This is a genomic window from Arthrobacter sp. KN11-1C (genome assembly GCF_052180225.1).
Classification (GTDB): Bacteria; Actinomycetota; Actinomycetes; order Actinomycetales; family Micrococcaceae; genus Arthrobacter.
Window position 1 is genome coordinate 921,364 of the sequence record NZ_CP197467.1, and the last position, 14,491, is coordinate 935,854.

Consider the following 14,491-nt stretch of genomic DNA (forward strand, 5'->3'; position numbering starts at 1 on the left):
GACTTCGAACGCGTGGTCGCGTACCGTGGAAGCATGGCTACAGTTGACATCACCGGCGAGCAGTTCGCATCGACCATCGAGGGCAATGACATTGTCCTGGTGGATTTCTGGGCTGCGTGGTGCGGCCCTTGCAGGCAGTTTGCGCCCACGTACCAGGCCGCTTCCGAGAAGCATGACGATGTCTTCTTCGCCAAGGTGGACACCGAGGCCGAGCAGCAGCTCGCAGCCGAAGCCGGCATCTCCTCGATCCCCACGCTCATGGCCTTCCGCGAAAAGGTCCTCGTGTTCTCCCAGCCGGGCGCCCTGAACGGGCCTCAGCTGGAGCAGGTCATCGAGGCCGTCAAGGGGCTCGACATGGATGAGGTCCACGCGCACATCGCAAAGCAGCGCGCGGAAAACTCCTAGAGGCGCTCGAGCTTCACCGGCTCCGCGAGCAGCGCGCTGAGGGATTCGTTGAGGTCCTGGACCGCGATGCCCTTGGAATGCGTGTCAAGGTCTTCCTCGGATGCCCATTGTTCGGTCAGGACGAGCTTGTCCTCGGTGGCTTCGGTGAGCTCGTAGCGGATGCAGCCGGGTTCGTTCACTACCTCGTCGATCGCGATTTCCAAAGCCAGCTTGACGCGGAAGAATTCGCCGTCGTTGGGAATGAACGTGGCCTGCAGGTCAATGGGTGCACTCATGGGATTCACATTACCGGCTGGCCCGGCAAGGCCCTGAAATATTTTGTAGGACTTCCAAGCAAAAGTCTTCTCTTGGCCCCGCGGAGTTGGTAGCGTGCGTTCATGCTTTCCTACACAGCCGGGGACACTGACGTCCCGCTGCTTGAAGAGACCGTCGGCGCCAACTTTGAACGCGTCGCGGCGCGGTTTCCGTTGCGGGACGCGCTCATCGAAGCCGCCGTGGTGCCCGGCGATGAGGCTCGGCGCTGGAGTTACGAAAAGCTGAACGACGACGTCGACCGGCTCGCGCGTGCGCTGCTCGCTATGGGCGTCGCCAAGGGTGACAGGGTAGGCATCTGGAGCCCGAACTGCGCCGAATGGACCATCCTGCAATACGCCACGGCGAAGGTCGGGGCGATCCTGGTCAACGTCAATCCGGCGTACCGCAGCCACGAACTCGAATTCGTGGTCCGACAGAACGGCATGCGGATGCTGGTGGCCGCGCCATCGGACAAGAACAGCGACTATGTGGGCATGGCCCGGGAGGCCTTGGCCAGCTGCCCTGAGCTTCGGGAGCTGGTGTTCCTTCCCGATCTTGGACTGGACATGCTCAACGCAGGCGAACCGCAAACCGACGCCGAGCTGACGTTCGCCGAGCTGCTCAAGCGGGCGGACGACGTCGGGCCTTCAGCGCTCAAGGCGCGCATGGCGGAACTGGACCCGCACGATCCCATCAACCTGCAGTACACCTCGGGGACCACAGGCTTCCCCAAGGGTGCCACGCTGACGCACCACAACATCCTCAACAACGGCAACCAGATCGGCAGGCTGCTGGGATACACCGAACGCGACCGCGTGGTCCTTCCGGTGCCGTTCTACCACTGTTTCGGCATGGTCATCGGGAACCTGAACGCGCTGAGCTTCGGAGCGGCCACCATCATTCCCGGGCGTGGATTCACCCCGGCTGCCGCCCTGGAAGCGGTGCAGGATTTCGGCGGGACCTCGCTGTACGGCGTGCCCACCATGTTCATCGCCGAGTTGGCTTTGCCGGACTTCGCCTCGTACGAGCTCTCCACGCTGCGCACCGGTGTCATGGCCGGCTCACTGTGCCCTATCGAGGTCATGGAGCGTGTCATCGCCGAGATGAACATGCGGGACGTGGCCATTTGCTACGGAATGACCGAGACCTCGCCGGTATCCACCATGACCCTCGCGGCGGACACCCTGGAGCAGCGCACCACGACAGTGGGCCGCACCATGCCCCGGCTCGAGTCCAAGATCGTTGATCCGGGTACTGGCGAAACCCTGGAACGCGGACAGATCGGCGAACTGTGCACGCGGGGCTACGCAGTGATGGACGGATATTGGGGCCAGCCGGAAAAGACAGCCGAGGCCATCGACGAGGACGGCTGGATGCACACCGGCGATCTAGCCCGCATGGACCCGGACGGCTTCATCGTGATCGAGGGCCGCATGAAGGACATGGTCATCCGTGGCGGCGAGAACGTCTACCCCCGCGAAATCGAGGAGTTCCTGTACCGGCATCCGGCCATCCAGGACGTCCAGGTCATCGGGGTTCCCGACGCCAAGTACGGCGAAGAGCTGATGGCCTGCATCATCCTTAAGCCGGGAGCGGTCTTGGACCTGGACGGAGTGCAGGAGTTCTGCCGCGGCAAGCTGGCCCACTTCAAGATCCCGCGCTACGTGGACCTCAGGGAGAGTTTCCCTATGACGGTGTCCGGCAAGGTGCGCAAGATCGACATGCGCGTAGAAGCGATCGCCCGCCTCGGCCTCTAATTCCAACGCGGGGTCACTTACGGCCCATGTTGCCGCCAAACTTGGGCCGTAAGTGACCCCGCGTTGGCGGGGTTGGAAGTAAGCCTGTGGATAACTCCTTACAGGGGTTCATTTGCGGACAAACTGGATCCCATGGTCCGTATCATGCCGCTGCCGGAGGAACTCAGTGACCGTCCTTTCACGGTCTATGAGTCCCGCGTGCTTGGCGTCGCTCCGAAGCGGCTCCGGGCCAAGGACATGTCCGACGGCGGCCGGCTGATCCATTTGCCTGCGGGTCGTGACTTTGAGTTTGCGGAACGGGCTCGGGTCCTTGCCGCTGCAACACCGGGCGCCTGGGTGTCCCATGAAAGCGCCGCGGTATTGACCCGGCTCGGCCTTCCGCCGTGGCTGGGCGGCGGTGAGACCGTCCACCTCAGCAAGCCCCACGAGCTTCCCAGGGTCCGCCGAAGCGGGGTGACGGGGCACCGGGTGCGCGTCCTCCCCGGCGAAGTCACGGAAATAGGCGGAATCCCGGTGTCCTCCCCGTCCCGGACGTGGCTTGACCTGGCGCATCAGTTGCCGCTGCGGTACGTGATTGCCATGGGCGATCAGTTGATCCGCATGCCCCGGCCGGGCCTTGAGGGAAGGACGGAACCCTATGCCATCAAGGAAGGGTTGCGGCTCCTGATCCGCCAGCATCCGAACATGAAAGGCGTGGAGAAGGCCCGGATTGCCCTTGAAGACATGCGGGTCGGAGCAGATTCGTTTCCGGAGACATTCCTGCGGCTCGCCATGCTGGATGCCCGATTGCCCGAACCGGAATTGCAGCTCCGCCTCGATCCGGACGATCCGTGGTCGCCGTCGGCGGACTTGGGGTACAGGCGATTCCGGATCGCGGTGCAGTACGACGGCGCACCGCACCTCACGCGGGAACAGCAGACAAGGGACAACCGGAGGGACGAGGCGTTCACCAGCGCCGGTTGGTCCTACTTCAAGGCCAACGCAAACGACCAGGCCGAAGGGTTCGCTGGCCTCATGGTCCGGATCAAGCGGGCGAAGCTCCCGATCGCGGGGTCACTTACGGCCCATGTTGCCGCCCAACATGGGCCGTAAGTGACCCCACGTTGGGTGGGGCTAGTGCCCGCGGTGGTCCTGGATGGTCATGCGCGGTCCGAACGTCGGCTTGCGGAAGCCGCTCAGCCCGAGCATCCGGACCACCCGCTGCCGGTGCCCGCTCCACGGCTCCAGAAGGGCGATCATTCCGGCGTCGTCCGTCTTCCTGCCGGTCAGCGCGTACCCGACGTACGAGGCCAAATGGTAGTCGCCCACCGCGATCGAGTCCGGGCAGCCATGGGTCCGCTGGACAACTTCGGCCGCCGTCCAGATGCCGATTCCCGGGATGGTCTGCATCCTGGCACCGGCTTCCGCCGCGCTGAGCGAGGCGAGCCGTTCAAGCGCGACGGCGGATCGCAGCGCCCGCATGACGGTCGCCGAACGCTGGGGACCCACACCGGCTTTGTGCCATTCCCATGAAGGGATGGCCAGCCATTGGGCGGCGGTCGGCGCCACGAGGAGGCCCGACGGCATGCCCGACGGCGATAGGCGGCCCGCGCTTGGCGCTGCGCTGCCGTACCTGTACATGAGGTAGCGGTAGCCCCGGCGGGCTTCGATGGTGGTGACCTTTTGCTCAAGAATCGTGGGAACGAGGGAGTCCACCACGCGGCCGGTGGTGGGCAAACGGACGGCGAGGTTCCGGCGTCGGGCTTCCCTGACCATGCGCGGAAGGGTGGCGTGGAACGCGGCGTCATCGAAGCCGGACCAGTCGTCCTCGCTCCCCAACAGCGCTGGTACGGAGGCAATGGCGGAGCCCGCGCCGGGGCCCCAGGCCTGGGCATCGACACACGTGTCTTGGCCGGTTCCCGCGGTGGTGAGGCGCAGCGTGACCGGGCCGTCCGGCGTCGTGAAGGCCATCCACACGCCGTCCTGCCGTGCAGAGAACGACGGATCGCCATTGCCGCGCATCAGGATTCCCACGGTCTGCAGAAGGTTGAAAGGGCCGCCGGGGTGCCATCGCATGGACGCATCCGCCGCAGCTGCTGCGGCCGGCGGGACATCGACGATGGTCATTCATTCATGGTCGCACGCTCGTCGGACAACACTCGAAAAGAGCGGCGCTCGAGCCCCTTACGCCGTGAAATCCACACGACTAGACTCCACGTGTGGCGCGGGGCGTCTGCGCCTTCCATGACAATCTCAGGAGAACGCAATGGCCGGTGTTGTGCATTTTGAAATCCCCGCGGACGACAAGGAGCGGGCCAACACTTTCTATCAAGGTGCCTTCGGCTGGATGCTCAACCCCATGCAGGAAATGGACTACACGATCGCCATCACTACGGCCTCGGACCCGCAGACAGGCATGCCGAGCGCGCCCGGGGCCATCAACGGTGCCCTGTTCCCGCGCTCGGAAGAACTGAAGACGCCCATCATCACGGTTGACGTCGAAGACATCGAGGCTTCGCTCGGCCACATCGAGAGTGCGGGCGGATCCGTGGTCAAGGGCAAGGACGCTGTTCCGGGCATGGGCTACTTCGCGTATTTCAAGGACACCGAAGGCAACATCCTCGGCCTCTGGCAGACCGACCCTTCGGCAGGAGGCTCTGCACCTGCTGAGTGAGTCGGTTCCCCGGGTCGGGGCGGCCCGGCCGCTCCCGACCCGCCCGAAACTATTCCCCGAAGCGGGCGCGGGCCTCCGAGGGAATCAACGGATTCTCGGCGCGGACCTTGAGCTCCTGCACTGCCCACGTGTTGCCGTCCGGATCGGCGAAACCGAAGAACGTGCCGCCGTCGCGCTCGTCGAAAACGGTGATTTCGCTGGCCTCGACTCCGCGGCCGAGCAATTCCTCGCGTGCGGCGCGCGCATCGGCCACCACAAGTTGAAGACCGCGCATGGAACCCGGGGCCATCTCGCTCTGCGCCGGAAGGTCCCCGACGACGATCGAGCAGCCGGATCCCGGAGGGGTCAGCTGCGCCACGTGCATGTGCTCGTTGGTGGTGTTGTGGTCAAGGTTGAAGCCGACTTTGTCGCGGTAGAACTCGATGGCACGGTCGATGTCGCTCACGGGGAGCACAACCACTTCGAGGGTCCAATCCATGGTGCAGGTCCTTTCCTTGGGGGTGTCCCCGCTAGCTTGCCCCGCGAGGTCATCATTTGGCTAGGAGCGAAGCAGGCGTGCCCCGAGCCTCCGCTGCACCGGAGCAGTCCCGACCAAGCGGTAACTTGGTACCTATGAAGTACGCCCAGTCCGTCCTGGACCTCATTGGCAATACACCGCTCATCAAGCTCAACCACGTGACCGGGGACATCAAAGCCACCATCCTCGTGAAGCTCGAATATGTGAACCCGGGCGGTTCGATCAAGGACCGCATCGCGGTGAAGATGATCGAGGAAGCGGAGCGGGACGGAAAGCTCAAGCCGGGCGGAACCATCGTGGAACCGACTTCCGGCAACACTGGCGTCGGACTCGCCTTGGTGGCCCAGCAAAAGGGCTACAAGTGCATCTTCGTCGTCCCGGACAAGGTGGGCGAGGACAAGCGTGCCGTGCTCCAGGCGTATGGCGCCGAAGTTGTGGTGACGCCCACCTCCGTGGCCCCGGACAGCCCGCAGAGCTACTACAGCGTCTCCGACCGGCTTGTGTCCGAGATCCCCGGAGCGTACAAGCCGGATCAATTCTCCAACCCCGCCGCTCCCGGCAGCCACTACGAATCCACCGGACCCGAAATCTGGCGCGATACCGACGGGAAGATCACGCACGTCGTGATCGGCGCGGGCACAGGCGGCACCATCACCGGCACAGGCAGGTACCTCAAGGATGTGTCCGCCAACCGGCAAGAGTCCGACGGCGGCCGCGTCAAGGTCATCGGCGCGGACCCGGCGGGCTCGGTCTACTCGGGCGGCACGGGGCGGCCCTACTTCGTGGAGGGCGTCGGCGAGGACATGTGGCCGGCCAACTACGACAAGACCGTGCCGGACGATGTCATTGCCGTCAGCGACGCCGACTCCTTCGAGATGACCCGGCGCCTGGCCCGCGAGGAAGGCCTCCTGGTGGGCGGCTCCTCGGGCATGGCAGTGGTTGCCGCCTTGCAGGTGGCCAAAGACCTGGGCGAGGAAGCCGTCGTCGTCGTGATCCTGCCGGACTCCGGCCGCGGCTACCTGGCGAAGATCTTCAACGACAAGTGGATGCGCTCGTACGGCTTCCTTTCCGGTGGAGACGAAGCCTCGGTGGGCGAGGTTCTGAAGTCCAAGACGGGCGAGATGCCGGACCTCGTCCACATCCACCCCAACGAGACCGTCCGCGATGTCATCAACATCATGAACGAATTCGGGGTTTCGCACATCCCGGTCCTCTCGCAGGAACCGCCGGTGGTCATGGGCGAGGTCCTCGGCGCCGTCGATGAGCGCACGCTGACCACCAAGCTGTTCCGCGGCGAGGCGAAACTGACCGACAAGATCTCCGAGCACATGGGGGAGCGCCTGCCCGTGATCGGCTCCCTGGAGACCATCTCCGCTGCACGCGAGCTGCTGTCCGACGTCGACACCGTCATGGTGACGTTCGTGGGGGCTCCCGTGGGCATCCTGACCCGCCACGACCTTCTCGCCTACCTGAGCAACTGACACTAGGAGTTCATATGTCTGCAAACGAAGCAGGATTCAACACGCGCGCCGTCCACGCCGGCCAGGCCTTCGAGCCACGCACAGGCGCCGTGGTTCCGCCGCTGCACTTCAGCTCGACGTATGCCCAGGACGGCATAGGCGGTTTGCGCGACGGCTACGAATACGGCCGTGGCGGCAACCCCACGCGCGATGCGCTGCAGGAACAGCTCGCTGCGCTCGAGGGCGGCACCCACGCCTACAGCTTTAGTTCGGGCCTTGCCGCGGAGGACTCCCTGATCCGTGCCGTTGCCCGGCCCGGCGACCACATCGTCCTCGGCAACGACGCCTACGGCGGCACCTACCGGCTCATCAACCGTGTGCTCGGTGAGTGGGGCATCGGCAACACACCAGTGGACATGTCCAACCTTGACGCCGTCGCTGCGGCCGTCGGGGCGAACAAAACCCGCATCGTCTGGGTGGAAACTCCTTCGAACCCGATGATGAAGGTCACCGATATCGAGGCGCTCGCCAAAGTAGCGCACGACGCCGGCGCCCTCCTCGTCGTCGACAACACCTTCGCGTCGCCCTACCTGCAGACCCCGCTCGCCTTGGGCGCCGACGTCGTGGTCCACTCGACCACCAAGTACATCGGCGGCCACTCGGACGTCGTGGGCGGAGCGATCGTGGTCAAGGACCCCGAACTGGCCGCGAAGATCGGCTTTGTGCAGTTCGCCGTGGGCGCCGTGTCCGGACCCATGGACGCGTTCCTGACGACCCGCGGACTCAAGACACTTGGCGTGCGCATGGACCGCCACAGCGAGAACGCCCAGGCCGTGGCCGAGTGGCTGCTGGAGCGCCCCGAGGTTGAAGCCGTGCTGTATCCGGGCCTGCCTTCCCATCCGGGCCACGAGCTCGCGGCCAAGCAGATGAAGAAGTTCGGCGGCATGATTTCCGTGCAGTTCAAGGGCGGCGAAGCTGCGGCCCGCAAGGTGGCGGAGTCCACCCAGGTGTTCACGCTCGCCGAGTCCCTGGGCGGCATCGAGTCCCTCATGAACTACCCCTCGGAGATGACACACGCATCGGTCAAGGGCACCGAGCTGGCCGTGCCGGTCAACCTGATCCGGCTTTCCTGCGGGATCGAGGACGTCGAGGACCTGATCGCGGACCTTGAGCAGGCGATCGGCAACATCGCTGACTGAATGCCCCTCCATTTCTGACCTTCTTTGATTGTCGGATCGGCCGGGACACGCCATCACCACGGCGTGTCCCGGCCGAACCACTTTCAAACCTGGTCAGAAGTGGAGAGCCGTCCCGGTCAAGACCTAGCTTTCTTTAGACAAGCCAGCTAGTCTCGAACCATGCCTTTACGATCCGATTGGTCCGAGCGGACGTGCAGCCTGGCGCGCGGCCTCGATATCCTCGGCGACCCTTGGGGAAGCCTGGTGCTGCGGGAGGTCTTCTTCGGCAACGGCCGCTTCGACGCCATCAAAACGCGCCTCCACATCGCAGACAACGTCCTCAGCAAAAGGCTGGCATGGCTGCTTGAGTCGGGCCTTCTTGCCCAACGGCCCTACCAGGATGGCGCCCGCTCGCGCCAGGAATACGTCCTCACGGCCAAGGGCGAAGATGCCTTGCCCGTCTTGAACGCCATCATTCTCTGGTCCGAGAAACATCTCGATGCGCCTGCGGACAACGCCCACATGCGCGTGATCCACACCGGCTGCGGGCTGCCGACCGCATCGGCTGATACGTGCTCCCACTGCGGGTCCCGCCTGACCGCGGCCAACACGAGCTGGCATAGCCTCGCGCGATCGGAACACCCCATGGCCTTGGCCACTGCCCCCGCCAGACCTGACCTCCTGGACGAATCGGAGCCTTCCGCATGACCGCACCCCATCCCACCAAACTTTCCGCCGGTAAGACTCCGCGGAAGCGGCGACTCCACCCTGCCTGGATGGTCGCCGCCGTCGCGTTCCTGGCACTCGTAGGCGCGGCCGGTTTCCGGGCGGCGCCCGGTGTGCTCATGGTGCCGCTGCAACAGGAATTCGGCTGGTCAACAACCGTCTTGTCGCTCGCCGTCAGCATCAACCTGGTGTTGTTCGGGCTCACGGCACCCTTCGCTGCCGCGCTCATGGAACGCTTCGGCATCCGCACCGTCACCGCGATTGCCCTCTGCCTGATCGGCCTCGGTTCCGCCCTGACGGTGTTCGTGAACCAGTCGTGGCAGATCCTGCTGACCTGGGGCGTGCTGATCGGGCTCGGCACCGGCTCCATGGCCCTGGTTTTCGCGGCCACCATCGCCAATACGTGGTTCTCCAAGAACCGCGGACTCGTGATCGGCATCCTGACAGCGGGCAGCGCCGCCGGCCAGCTTGTGTTCCTGCCCTTCATCGCGGTGCTTGCGCAGAGCCCGGGCTGGCGCGGCGCCTCGTTGCTGATCGCCGCCGGAGCGCTCGCGGTAGTGCCGCTCGTGTTGCGCTGGCTCAAGAACTCACCCGCCGACGTCGGGGTCCAACCTTACGGTGCCGAAGCAGAGGAGCCGACGACGGCGGAAGCCGCCCAGGTCCCGGAAGTCGCCAACGCTGAAGGCGCCAAGACGCCCAACGCCGCCCTGCGCGCACTGCAGGTCCTCAAACGTGCCAGCAAAGTGCGCACGTTCTGGGCATTGGTTGCCGGTTTCGCCATCTGCGGCGCTACCACCAACGGCTTGATCGGCACCCACTTCATCCCCTCGGCGCACGACCACGGCATGCCGGAAACCACCGCGGCGGGCTTGCTGGCCGTCGTCGGGATCTTCGACATCGTGGGCACCATCGCTTCCGGTTGGTTGACGGACCGCTTCAATCCCAAGGTGCTCCTCGCCGTGTACTACCAATTCCGCGGGGTCGGGCTGCTGGTGCTGCCTGTGCTTCTGAGCTCCACCGTGCAACCGAGCATGATCCTGTTCGTGGTGGTGTACGGCCTGGACTGGGTGGCCACGGTGCCCCCGACGGCGGCCATCTGCCGCAAGGTGTTCGGGGCGGACGGATCAGTGGTGTTCGGATGGGTGTTCGCGGCGCACCAGCTCGGAGCCGCGGCTGCAGCGTTCCTCGCGGGTTACATCCGGGACGCCACGGGCCACTACACCTATGCATGGATCGGTGCTGCTGCGATGTGCACCGTGGCTGCCGTCATCAGCGCCACCATGCGTAAAGACGCGGTCAAGAAGGAACCCGTCCCGGTTGGAGCCTGATCCGCTCCTTAGAAGTCAGCGGAAAGCCGGGATGCCCGTGATGTGCTGGCCGAGGATGAGCGTGTGGACCTCGTCCGTGCCTTCGTAGGTGCGAACCGATTCCAGGTTGTTGGCATGGCGCAGCGGCGGATAGTCCAGCGTGATGCCGTTGCCGCCCAGGATGGTGCGGGCTTCGCGGGCGATCTTGATTGCCTCGCGCACATTGTTGAGCTTGCCCATCGAGATCTGTTCCGGCCGCAGTCTGCCCGCATCCTTGAGCCGTCCGAGATGCAGCGCGAGCAGGGTGCCCTTCTGGATCTCCAGGACCATGTTCACGAGCTTCTCCTGGGTCAACTGGTAGCCGGCCAAGGGCTTGCCGAATTGCATGCGGCTTCCGGCATATTCGAGCGCGGCCTCGTAAGAGTCACGTGCCGCGCCCATGGCACCCCAGGCAATGCCGTACCGCGCCTCGTTAAGGCAGGAGAACGGTCCGCGGAGGCCCAGGGCACCCGGGAGGAGGGCCTCGGGACCCAGCCGGACGGCGTCGAACACCACATCGCACTGGATCGAGGCCCGCATGGAGAGCTTCGCGTCGATGGGAGTCACTGTGACCCCTGGAGTTCCCGCCGGAATCAGGAAGCCGCGGATGCCGTCGTCGGTGTTTGCCCACACCACCATGACGTCGGCGATCGAGGCCATCCCGATCCAGCGCTTCGAACCGTTCAGGACCCAGCCGGCGTCGTCGCCCGTTCCGTCGCGGCGCGCAAAGCTAGCCATCGACGACGGATCCGAACCCGCCGTCGGCTCCGTCAAGGCAAAGCAGCCGATCAGTTCGCCGGCTGCCATGCGCGGGAGCCATTGTTCCTTCTGCTCTTCGCTGCCCCACTTGTGGATCGCCGTCATGGCCAGGGAGCCTTGCACGGACACGAAGGTGCGGATGCCCGAATCGCCGGCCTCGAGTTCCATGGCTGCGAGTCCGTATTCGACGGCGGAGCGGCCCGGGCAGCCGTAGCCCTCCAGATGCATGCCTAGGACTCCGAGCTCGCCGAGTTCCGCCGGCAGTTCCCGCGGGAACACTGCCTCCTCGTACCAACGGCCGATGTTCGGACGGATCCGCTGGTCCGTGAAATCGCGTACCTTCTCGCGAAGCTCCAGTTCCTCGGGGGCCAAGAGGGAATCGAGGGCAAGGACATCGGAGGTATTCGTCGTTGAATGGCTCATGCCAGCATCCTAGGCCGGACGAGTTCCCGGCGGCGGCCTGCAGGCGCAGGAGCGGCACCTGCGCCGTGCCAGAATTGAGCCATGGCCGCGGCAGACATTAACGCAATAAGACTGCCGCTACGGGCAGCCAAGGGGATTGGGCGACGCCGCATTCTCGCGGGCCTGGCCCTGGCCCTGCTGCTGCCCGTCGCGATCGAAGTCCTGGTGTCCGCGCTGCAATACCGGAACTTCGCCATGATCATGCTGTTCCAGCTGGCCGCCTCGGCAGCAGTTGCCGCAATCGGGGGCCTGTGGCCGGCGGTGGTGTCCGCGGTCCTCGGCAGCATGCTTCTGAACTACTTCTCGGCAGATCCGGTGGGTTCCCTGTCCATCGCGGACCCCGCCACGCTTTTCACCCTGGTCATCTTCCTTGCAGTGGCGTGCGGAGTGGCGCTCGCCGTCGGTTTGGCGACCCGGCGGGCCCAGGAGGCAGCCCATTCCGGCGCCGAGGCCAGAGCCCTGAGCGAATTGGCCCTTCGTATCCTGAGCTCGGACGGAAGCCTCGAGTCTTTCCTGGACAAGATCCGCGTCAACCTCGGCATGGACGCGGTGACGCTGCTCTCCACGTTTGATTCGCCCGACGCCCCCGGCACTGGCTGGCAGGTCCTTGCAAGCTCGGGGCTTCAACCGCCGGTGACCCATGCGGCCGCCGACCATGCCGCCGTCGTCGATCCCAATTACACCCTCCTGCTCCGGGGCGGACCGCTTTCCGAGCAGCACCGCCGCATGCTCGCGGCGTTCGGCGCCTTCGTGGTGGCGGTGCGGGAGCGCCAGCAGCTCGTCAAAAGCCGGCAGGACAACGCGCGCCTGGCCGAAGGCAACAAAATGCGGACCTCCATCCTGCGCGCCGTCTCCCACGATCTCCGCACCCCGTTGGCGGGCATCAAGCTTGCTGTCAGCAGCCTTCGCCAGGAAGACGTGACCTTCGCCCCCGACGACGAGCGCGAACTCCTGGCCACCATCGAGGACTACGCGGACCGTCTGGATCACTTGGTGGATAACCTGCTGGACATGTCCCGCATCACCGCGGACGCCGTGAACCCGCTATTGCGCGGACTGGGCTGGCACCAGATCATGCCGGAGGCTTTGCGCGGCGTGCCGGAGGAGCGCATCCGCAATGAGCTGCCGGCCAACCTTCCCTATGTAGAGGCCGACGCCGGGATGTTGGAACGCGTCGTGGCGAACCTCGTGGAGAACGCGGTGAAATACGCGCCCGATTCCGATGTCGTGCTGGTGGCGCGGACCGGTGCGGGCATCACGGTGGATGGTCGGCCGGCCAGCGAACTGCGCGTGACGGACCATGGTTGGGGGATCGCGCCCGCTGCGGTCCTGGAGCTTTTCCAGCCCTTCCAACGGCTCGATGATTCTCCATCCAGCCGGGACGGCCGCAGCGGAATCGGTTTGGGGCTCGCTGTCGCCAAGGGATTCACCGAGGCGATGGGCGGAACGCTCATGGCTGAGGCGACGCCGGGAGGCGGGCTGACCATGGTGGTCACGCTTCCTCTGTGGACGGGAGGGCGGCCATGAACCTCGTGCTGATCGTGGAAGATGAAGCCCAGATCGCCAGGGCAATGCAGATCAATCTCCACGCCCACGGCTACCGTGCCATCAGCGTCGGCAACGGCGCAGACGCACTCAAGGCGGCGGCCCAGCAGCCGGTGGACATCGTGGTGCTCGATCTCGGCCTGCCGGACATGGACGGCGTGGATGTGATCAAGGGAATCCGCGGCTGGAGCACCATGCCCATTATCGTGTTGTCCGCCCGACACGGTTCGGAAGACAAGGTAGAAGCGCTCGACGCCGGAGCCGACGACTATGTGACCAAGCCCTTCGGCCTGGACGAACTCCTGGCCAGGCTCCGCGCCGCCTCGCGGCGGGCGGCGCCCCGGCATGAAGCGCCGACGCTCCAGACCGCCGACTTCCTGGTTGACCTGGCCGGAAAGAAGATCACCAAGGACGGCGCAGAAGTCCGGTTGACCCCCACCGAATGGAACATCCTGGAATTGCTGGTGCGCAACGCGGGACGATTGGTCAGCCAGCAGCAGATCCTCACCCAGGTCTGGGGACAGGCCTACGCCAAGGAGACCCAGTACCTGCGTGTCTATATAGCCCAGCTTCGGCGCAAGCTCGAACGCGACCCCGCCCAGCCCCGCCACCTCCATACAGAGGCCGGCATGGGATACCGCTTCGATCCGTAGCTGCGTACGTAGACTGTAGTCATGGATACCGCATCGTTGCTTGCCGTTTGCCGGGTATACGAGCTCCTGCCCGATCCCGAAGGGTCGGTGGGAGTGACGGCCATTGACAAGCGCCCCGTCGACGGGCCGGTGAAGGTCCACAAGCTGGGAATCCACGGCGACATCCAGGCGAGCCGGATCCACCATGGCGGCGAGGACCAAGCCCTCTACGTGTACTCGCAGGCGGACGCCGATTTCTGGGCGAATGAACTCCAGAGGGACATGCCCGCCGGGATTTTCGGGGAGAACCTCCGCGTTGCCGGAATCGAGACCAGCGGTGCCGTGATCGGCGAACGGTGGAAGATCGGCCTGGACGTCGAAGTCGAGGTCACATCGCCGCGTGTACCGTGTGCGACTTTCCAGCGCCGCATGAATGAACCCCAATGGGTCAAGCGCTTCACGGAGGCAGGGCGGGTCGGCGCCTACCTTCGAGTGGTGAAGACCGGCTCCATCTCGGCCGGCGACTACATCCACAAACTGTTCGTGCCGAAGCATGGCATCACCGTGGGGCAGTGGTTCAGCAACCCCAACCTCGATGACATGCAGTTGCTTCTCGACGCCGAGGCGGACGGAGAGATCCTGCTGCAGTCCGACTACCACGACAGCTTCGAAAGGCTCATGCGCCGCAACGGGGTGGAGGCCTGAAAGCCGCCCTTGGGCGGGCAGCCTGACATGTGGTCTTAAAGGCAGCCTTTAA

At 65.1% G+C, this 14,491-nt stretch carries 15 protein-coding genes; 11 read left to right on the plus strand and 4 right to left on the minus strand.

All coding sequences use genetic code 11. From position 1 onward, the window contains the following. Positions 1–33 precede the first annotated feature (33 nt). On the plus strand, positions 34–405 hold the full coding sequence (locus ACSBOX_RS04335) for a thioredoxin family protein (protein ID WP_059387274.1): 372 nt from the start codon (positions 34–36) through the stop codon (positions 403–405). On the opposite strand, the gene ACSBOX_RS04340 is transcribed toward ACSBOX_RS04335, so the two are convergent. Then, positions 402–680, minus strand: a complete 279-nt coding sequence (locus ACSBOX_RS04340) for a putative quinol monooxygenase (RefSeq protein WP_442544965.1) — start codon at positions 678–680, stop codon at positions 402–404. The two genes, ACSBOX_RS04335 and ACSBOX_RS04340, sit on opposite strands and share 4 nt — an antisense overlap. A 102-nt stretch (positions 681–782) precedes the next feature. Between ACSBOX_RS04340 and ACSBOX_RS04345 the strand changes: the two genes are divergently transcribed. Then, positions 783–2,456: an AMP-binding protein gene (locus ACSBOX_RS04345; protein WP_442544966.1), complete on the plus strand. Its 1,674-nt coding sequence runs from the start codon at positions 783–785 to the stop codon at positions 2,454–2,456. Positions 2,457–2,588: 132 nt separating this feature from the next. Next, on the plus strand, positions 2,589–3,548 hold the full coding sequence (locus ACSBOX_RS04350; RefSeq protein ID WP_442544967.1) for a hypothetical protein: 960 nt from the start codon (positions 2,589–2,591) through the stop codon (positions 3,546–3,548). A 21-nt stretch (positions 3,549–3,569) separates the two neighbouring features. Here ACSBOX_RS04350 and ACSBOX_RS04355 read toward each other — a convergent pair whose 3' ends face one another. Then, the gene (locus ACSBOX_RS04355) at positions 3,570–4,562 is read right to left on the minus strand and encodes a DNA-3-methyladenine glycosylase family protein (protein ID WP_442544968.1); all 993 of its coding nucleotides are present in this window, start codon (positions 4,560–4,562) and stop codon (positions 3,570–3,572) included. A gap of 139 nt (positions 4,563–4,701) precedes the next feature. Here ACSBOX_RS04355 and ACSBOX_RS04360 point away from each other — a divergent pair, with 139 nt between their 5' ends. Next, positions 4,702–5,109: a VOC family protein gene (locus ACSBOX_RS04360; RefSeq protein ID WP_442544969.1), complete on the plus strand. Its 408-nt coding sequence runs from the start codon at positions 4,702–4,704 to the stop codon at positions 5,107–5,109. A 49-nt stretch (positions 5,110–5,158) separates the two neighbouring features. On the opposite strand, the gene ACSBOX_RS04365 is transcribed toward ACSBOX_RS04360, so the two are convergent. After that, positions 5,159–5,587, minus strand: coding sequence for a VOC family protein (locus ACSBOX_RS04365; protein WP_442544970.1), 429 nt, complete (start codon positions 5,585–5,587; stop codon positions 5,159–5,161). A 134-nt stretch (positions 5,588–5,721) separates the two neighbouring features. On the opposite strand from ACSBOX_RS04365, the gene ACSBOX_RS04370 reads away from it, so the two are divergent. From ACSBOX_RS04370 to ACSBOX_RS04385, 4 genes are all read left to right on the plus strand, one after another. Then, a complete protein-coding gene (locus ACSBOX_RS04370; protein WP_442544971.1) occupies positions 5,722–7,107 on the plus strand; it encodes a cystathionine beta-synthase in 1,386 nt (461 codons plus the stop codon). A gap of 14 nt (positions 7,108–7,121) precedes the next feature. Further along, on the plus strand, positions 7,122–8,285 hold the full coding sequence (locus ACSBOX_RS04375) for a cystathionine gamma-synthase (protein WP_442544972.1): 1,164 nt from the start codon (positions 7,122–7,124) through the stop codon (positions 8,283–8,285). Between the two features lie 159 nt (positions 8,286–8,444). Beyond that, positions 8,445–8,972 (plus strand): winged helix-turn-helix transcriptional regulator, encoded by a 528-nt coding sequence (locus ACSBOX_RS04380; protein WP_442544973.1) that lies wholly within the window; start codon positions 8,445–8,447, stop codon positions 8,970–8,972. Then, entirely contained in the window at positions 8,969–10,318 is a 1,350-nt protein-coding gene (locus ACSBOX_RS04385; RefSeq protein WP_442544974.1) for an MFS transporter, read from the plus strand. Before ACSBOX_RS04380 ends, ACSBOX_RS04385 begins: the two co-directional genes overlap by 4 nt. A gap of 15 nt (positions 10,319–10,333) precedes the next feature. On the opposite strand, the gene ACSBOX_RS04390 is transcribed toward ACSBOX_RS04385, so the two are convergent. Beyond that, the gene (locus ACSBOX_RS04390; protein WP_442544975.1) at positions 10,334–11,518 is read right to left on the minus strand and encodes an acyl-CoA dehydrogenase family protein; all 1,185 of its coding nucleotides are present in this window, start codon (positions 11,516–11,518) and stop codon (positions 10,334–10,336) included. An 81-nt stretch (positions 11,519–11,599) separates the two neighbouring features. On the opposite strand from ACSBOX_RS04390, the gene ACSBOX_RS04395 reads away from it, so the two are divergent. Genes ACSBOX_RS04395 through ACSBOX_RS04405 form a run of 3 tightly spaced genes read left to right on the plus strand, consistent with a single transcriptional unit; the run spans position 11,600 to position 14,439 of the window. After that, positions 11,600–13,084, plus strand: coding sequence for a sensor histidine kinase (locus ACSBOX_RS04395; RefSeq protein WP_442544976.1), 1,485 nt, complete (start codon positions 11,600–11,602; stop codon positions 13,082–13,084). After that, on the plus strand, positions 13,081–13,755 hold the full coding sequence (locus ACSBOX_RS04400) for a response regulator (RefSeq protein WP_442544977.1): 675 nt from the start codon (positions 13,081–13,083) through the stop codon (positions 13,753–13,755). The genes ACSBOX_RS04395 and ACSBOX_RS04400 overlap by 4 nt, the downstream gene beginning before the upstream one ends. Before the next feature lie 21 nt (positions 13,756–13,776). Next, positions 13,777–14,439, plus strand: a complete 663-nt coding sequence (locus tag ACSBOX_RS04405; protein ID WP_442544978.1) for an MOSC domain-containing protein — start codon at positions 13,777–13,779, stop codon at positions 14,437–14,439. Positions 14,440–14,491: the final 52 nt, after the last annotated feature.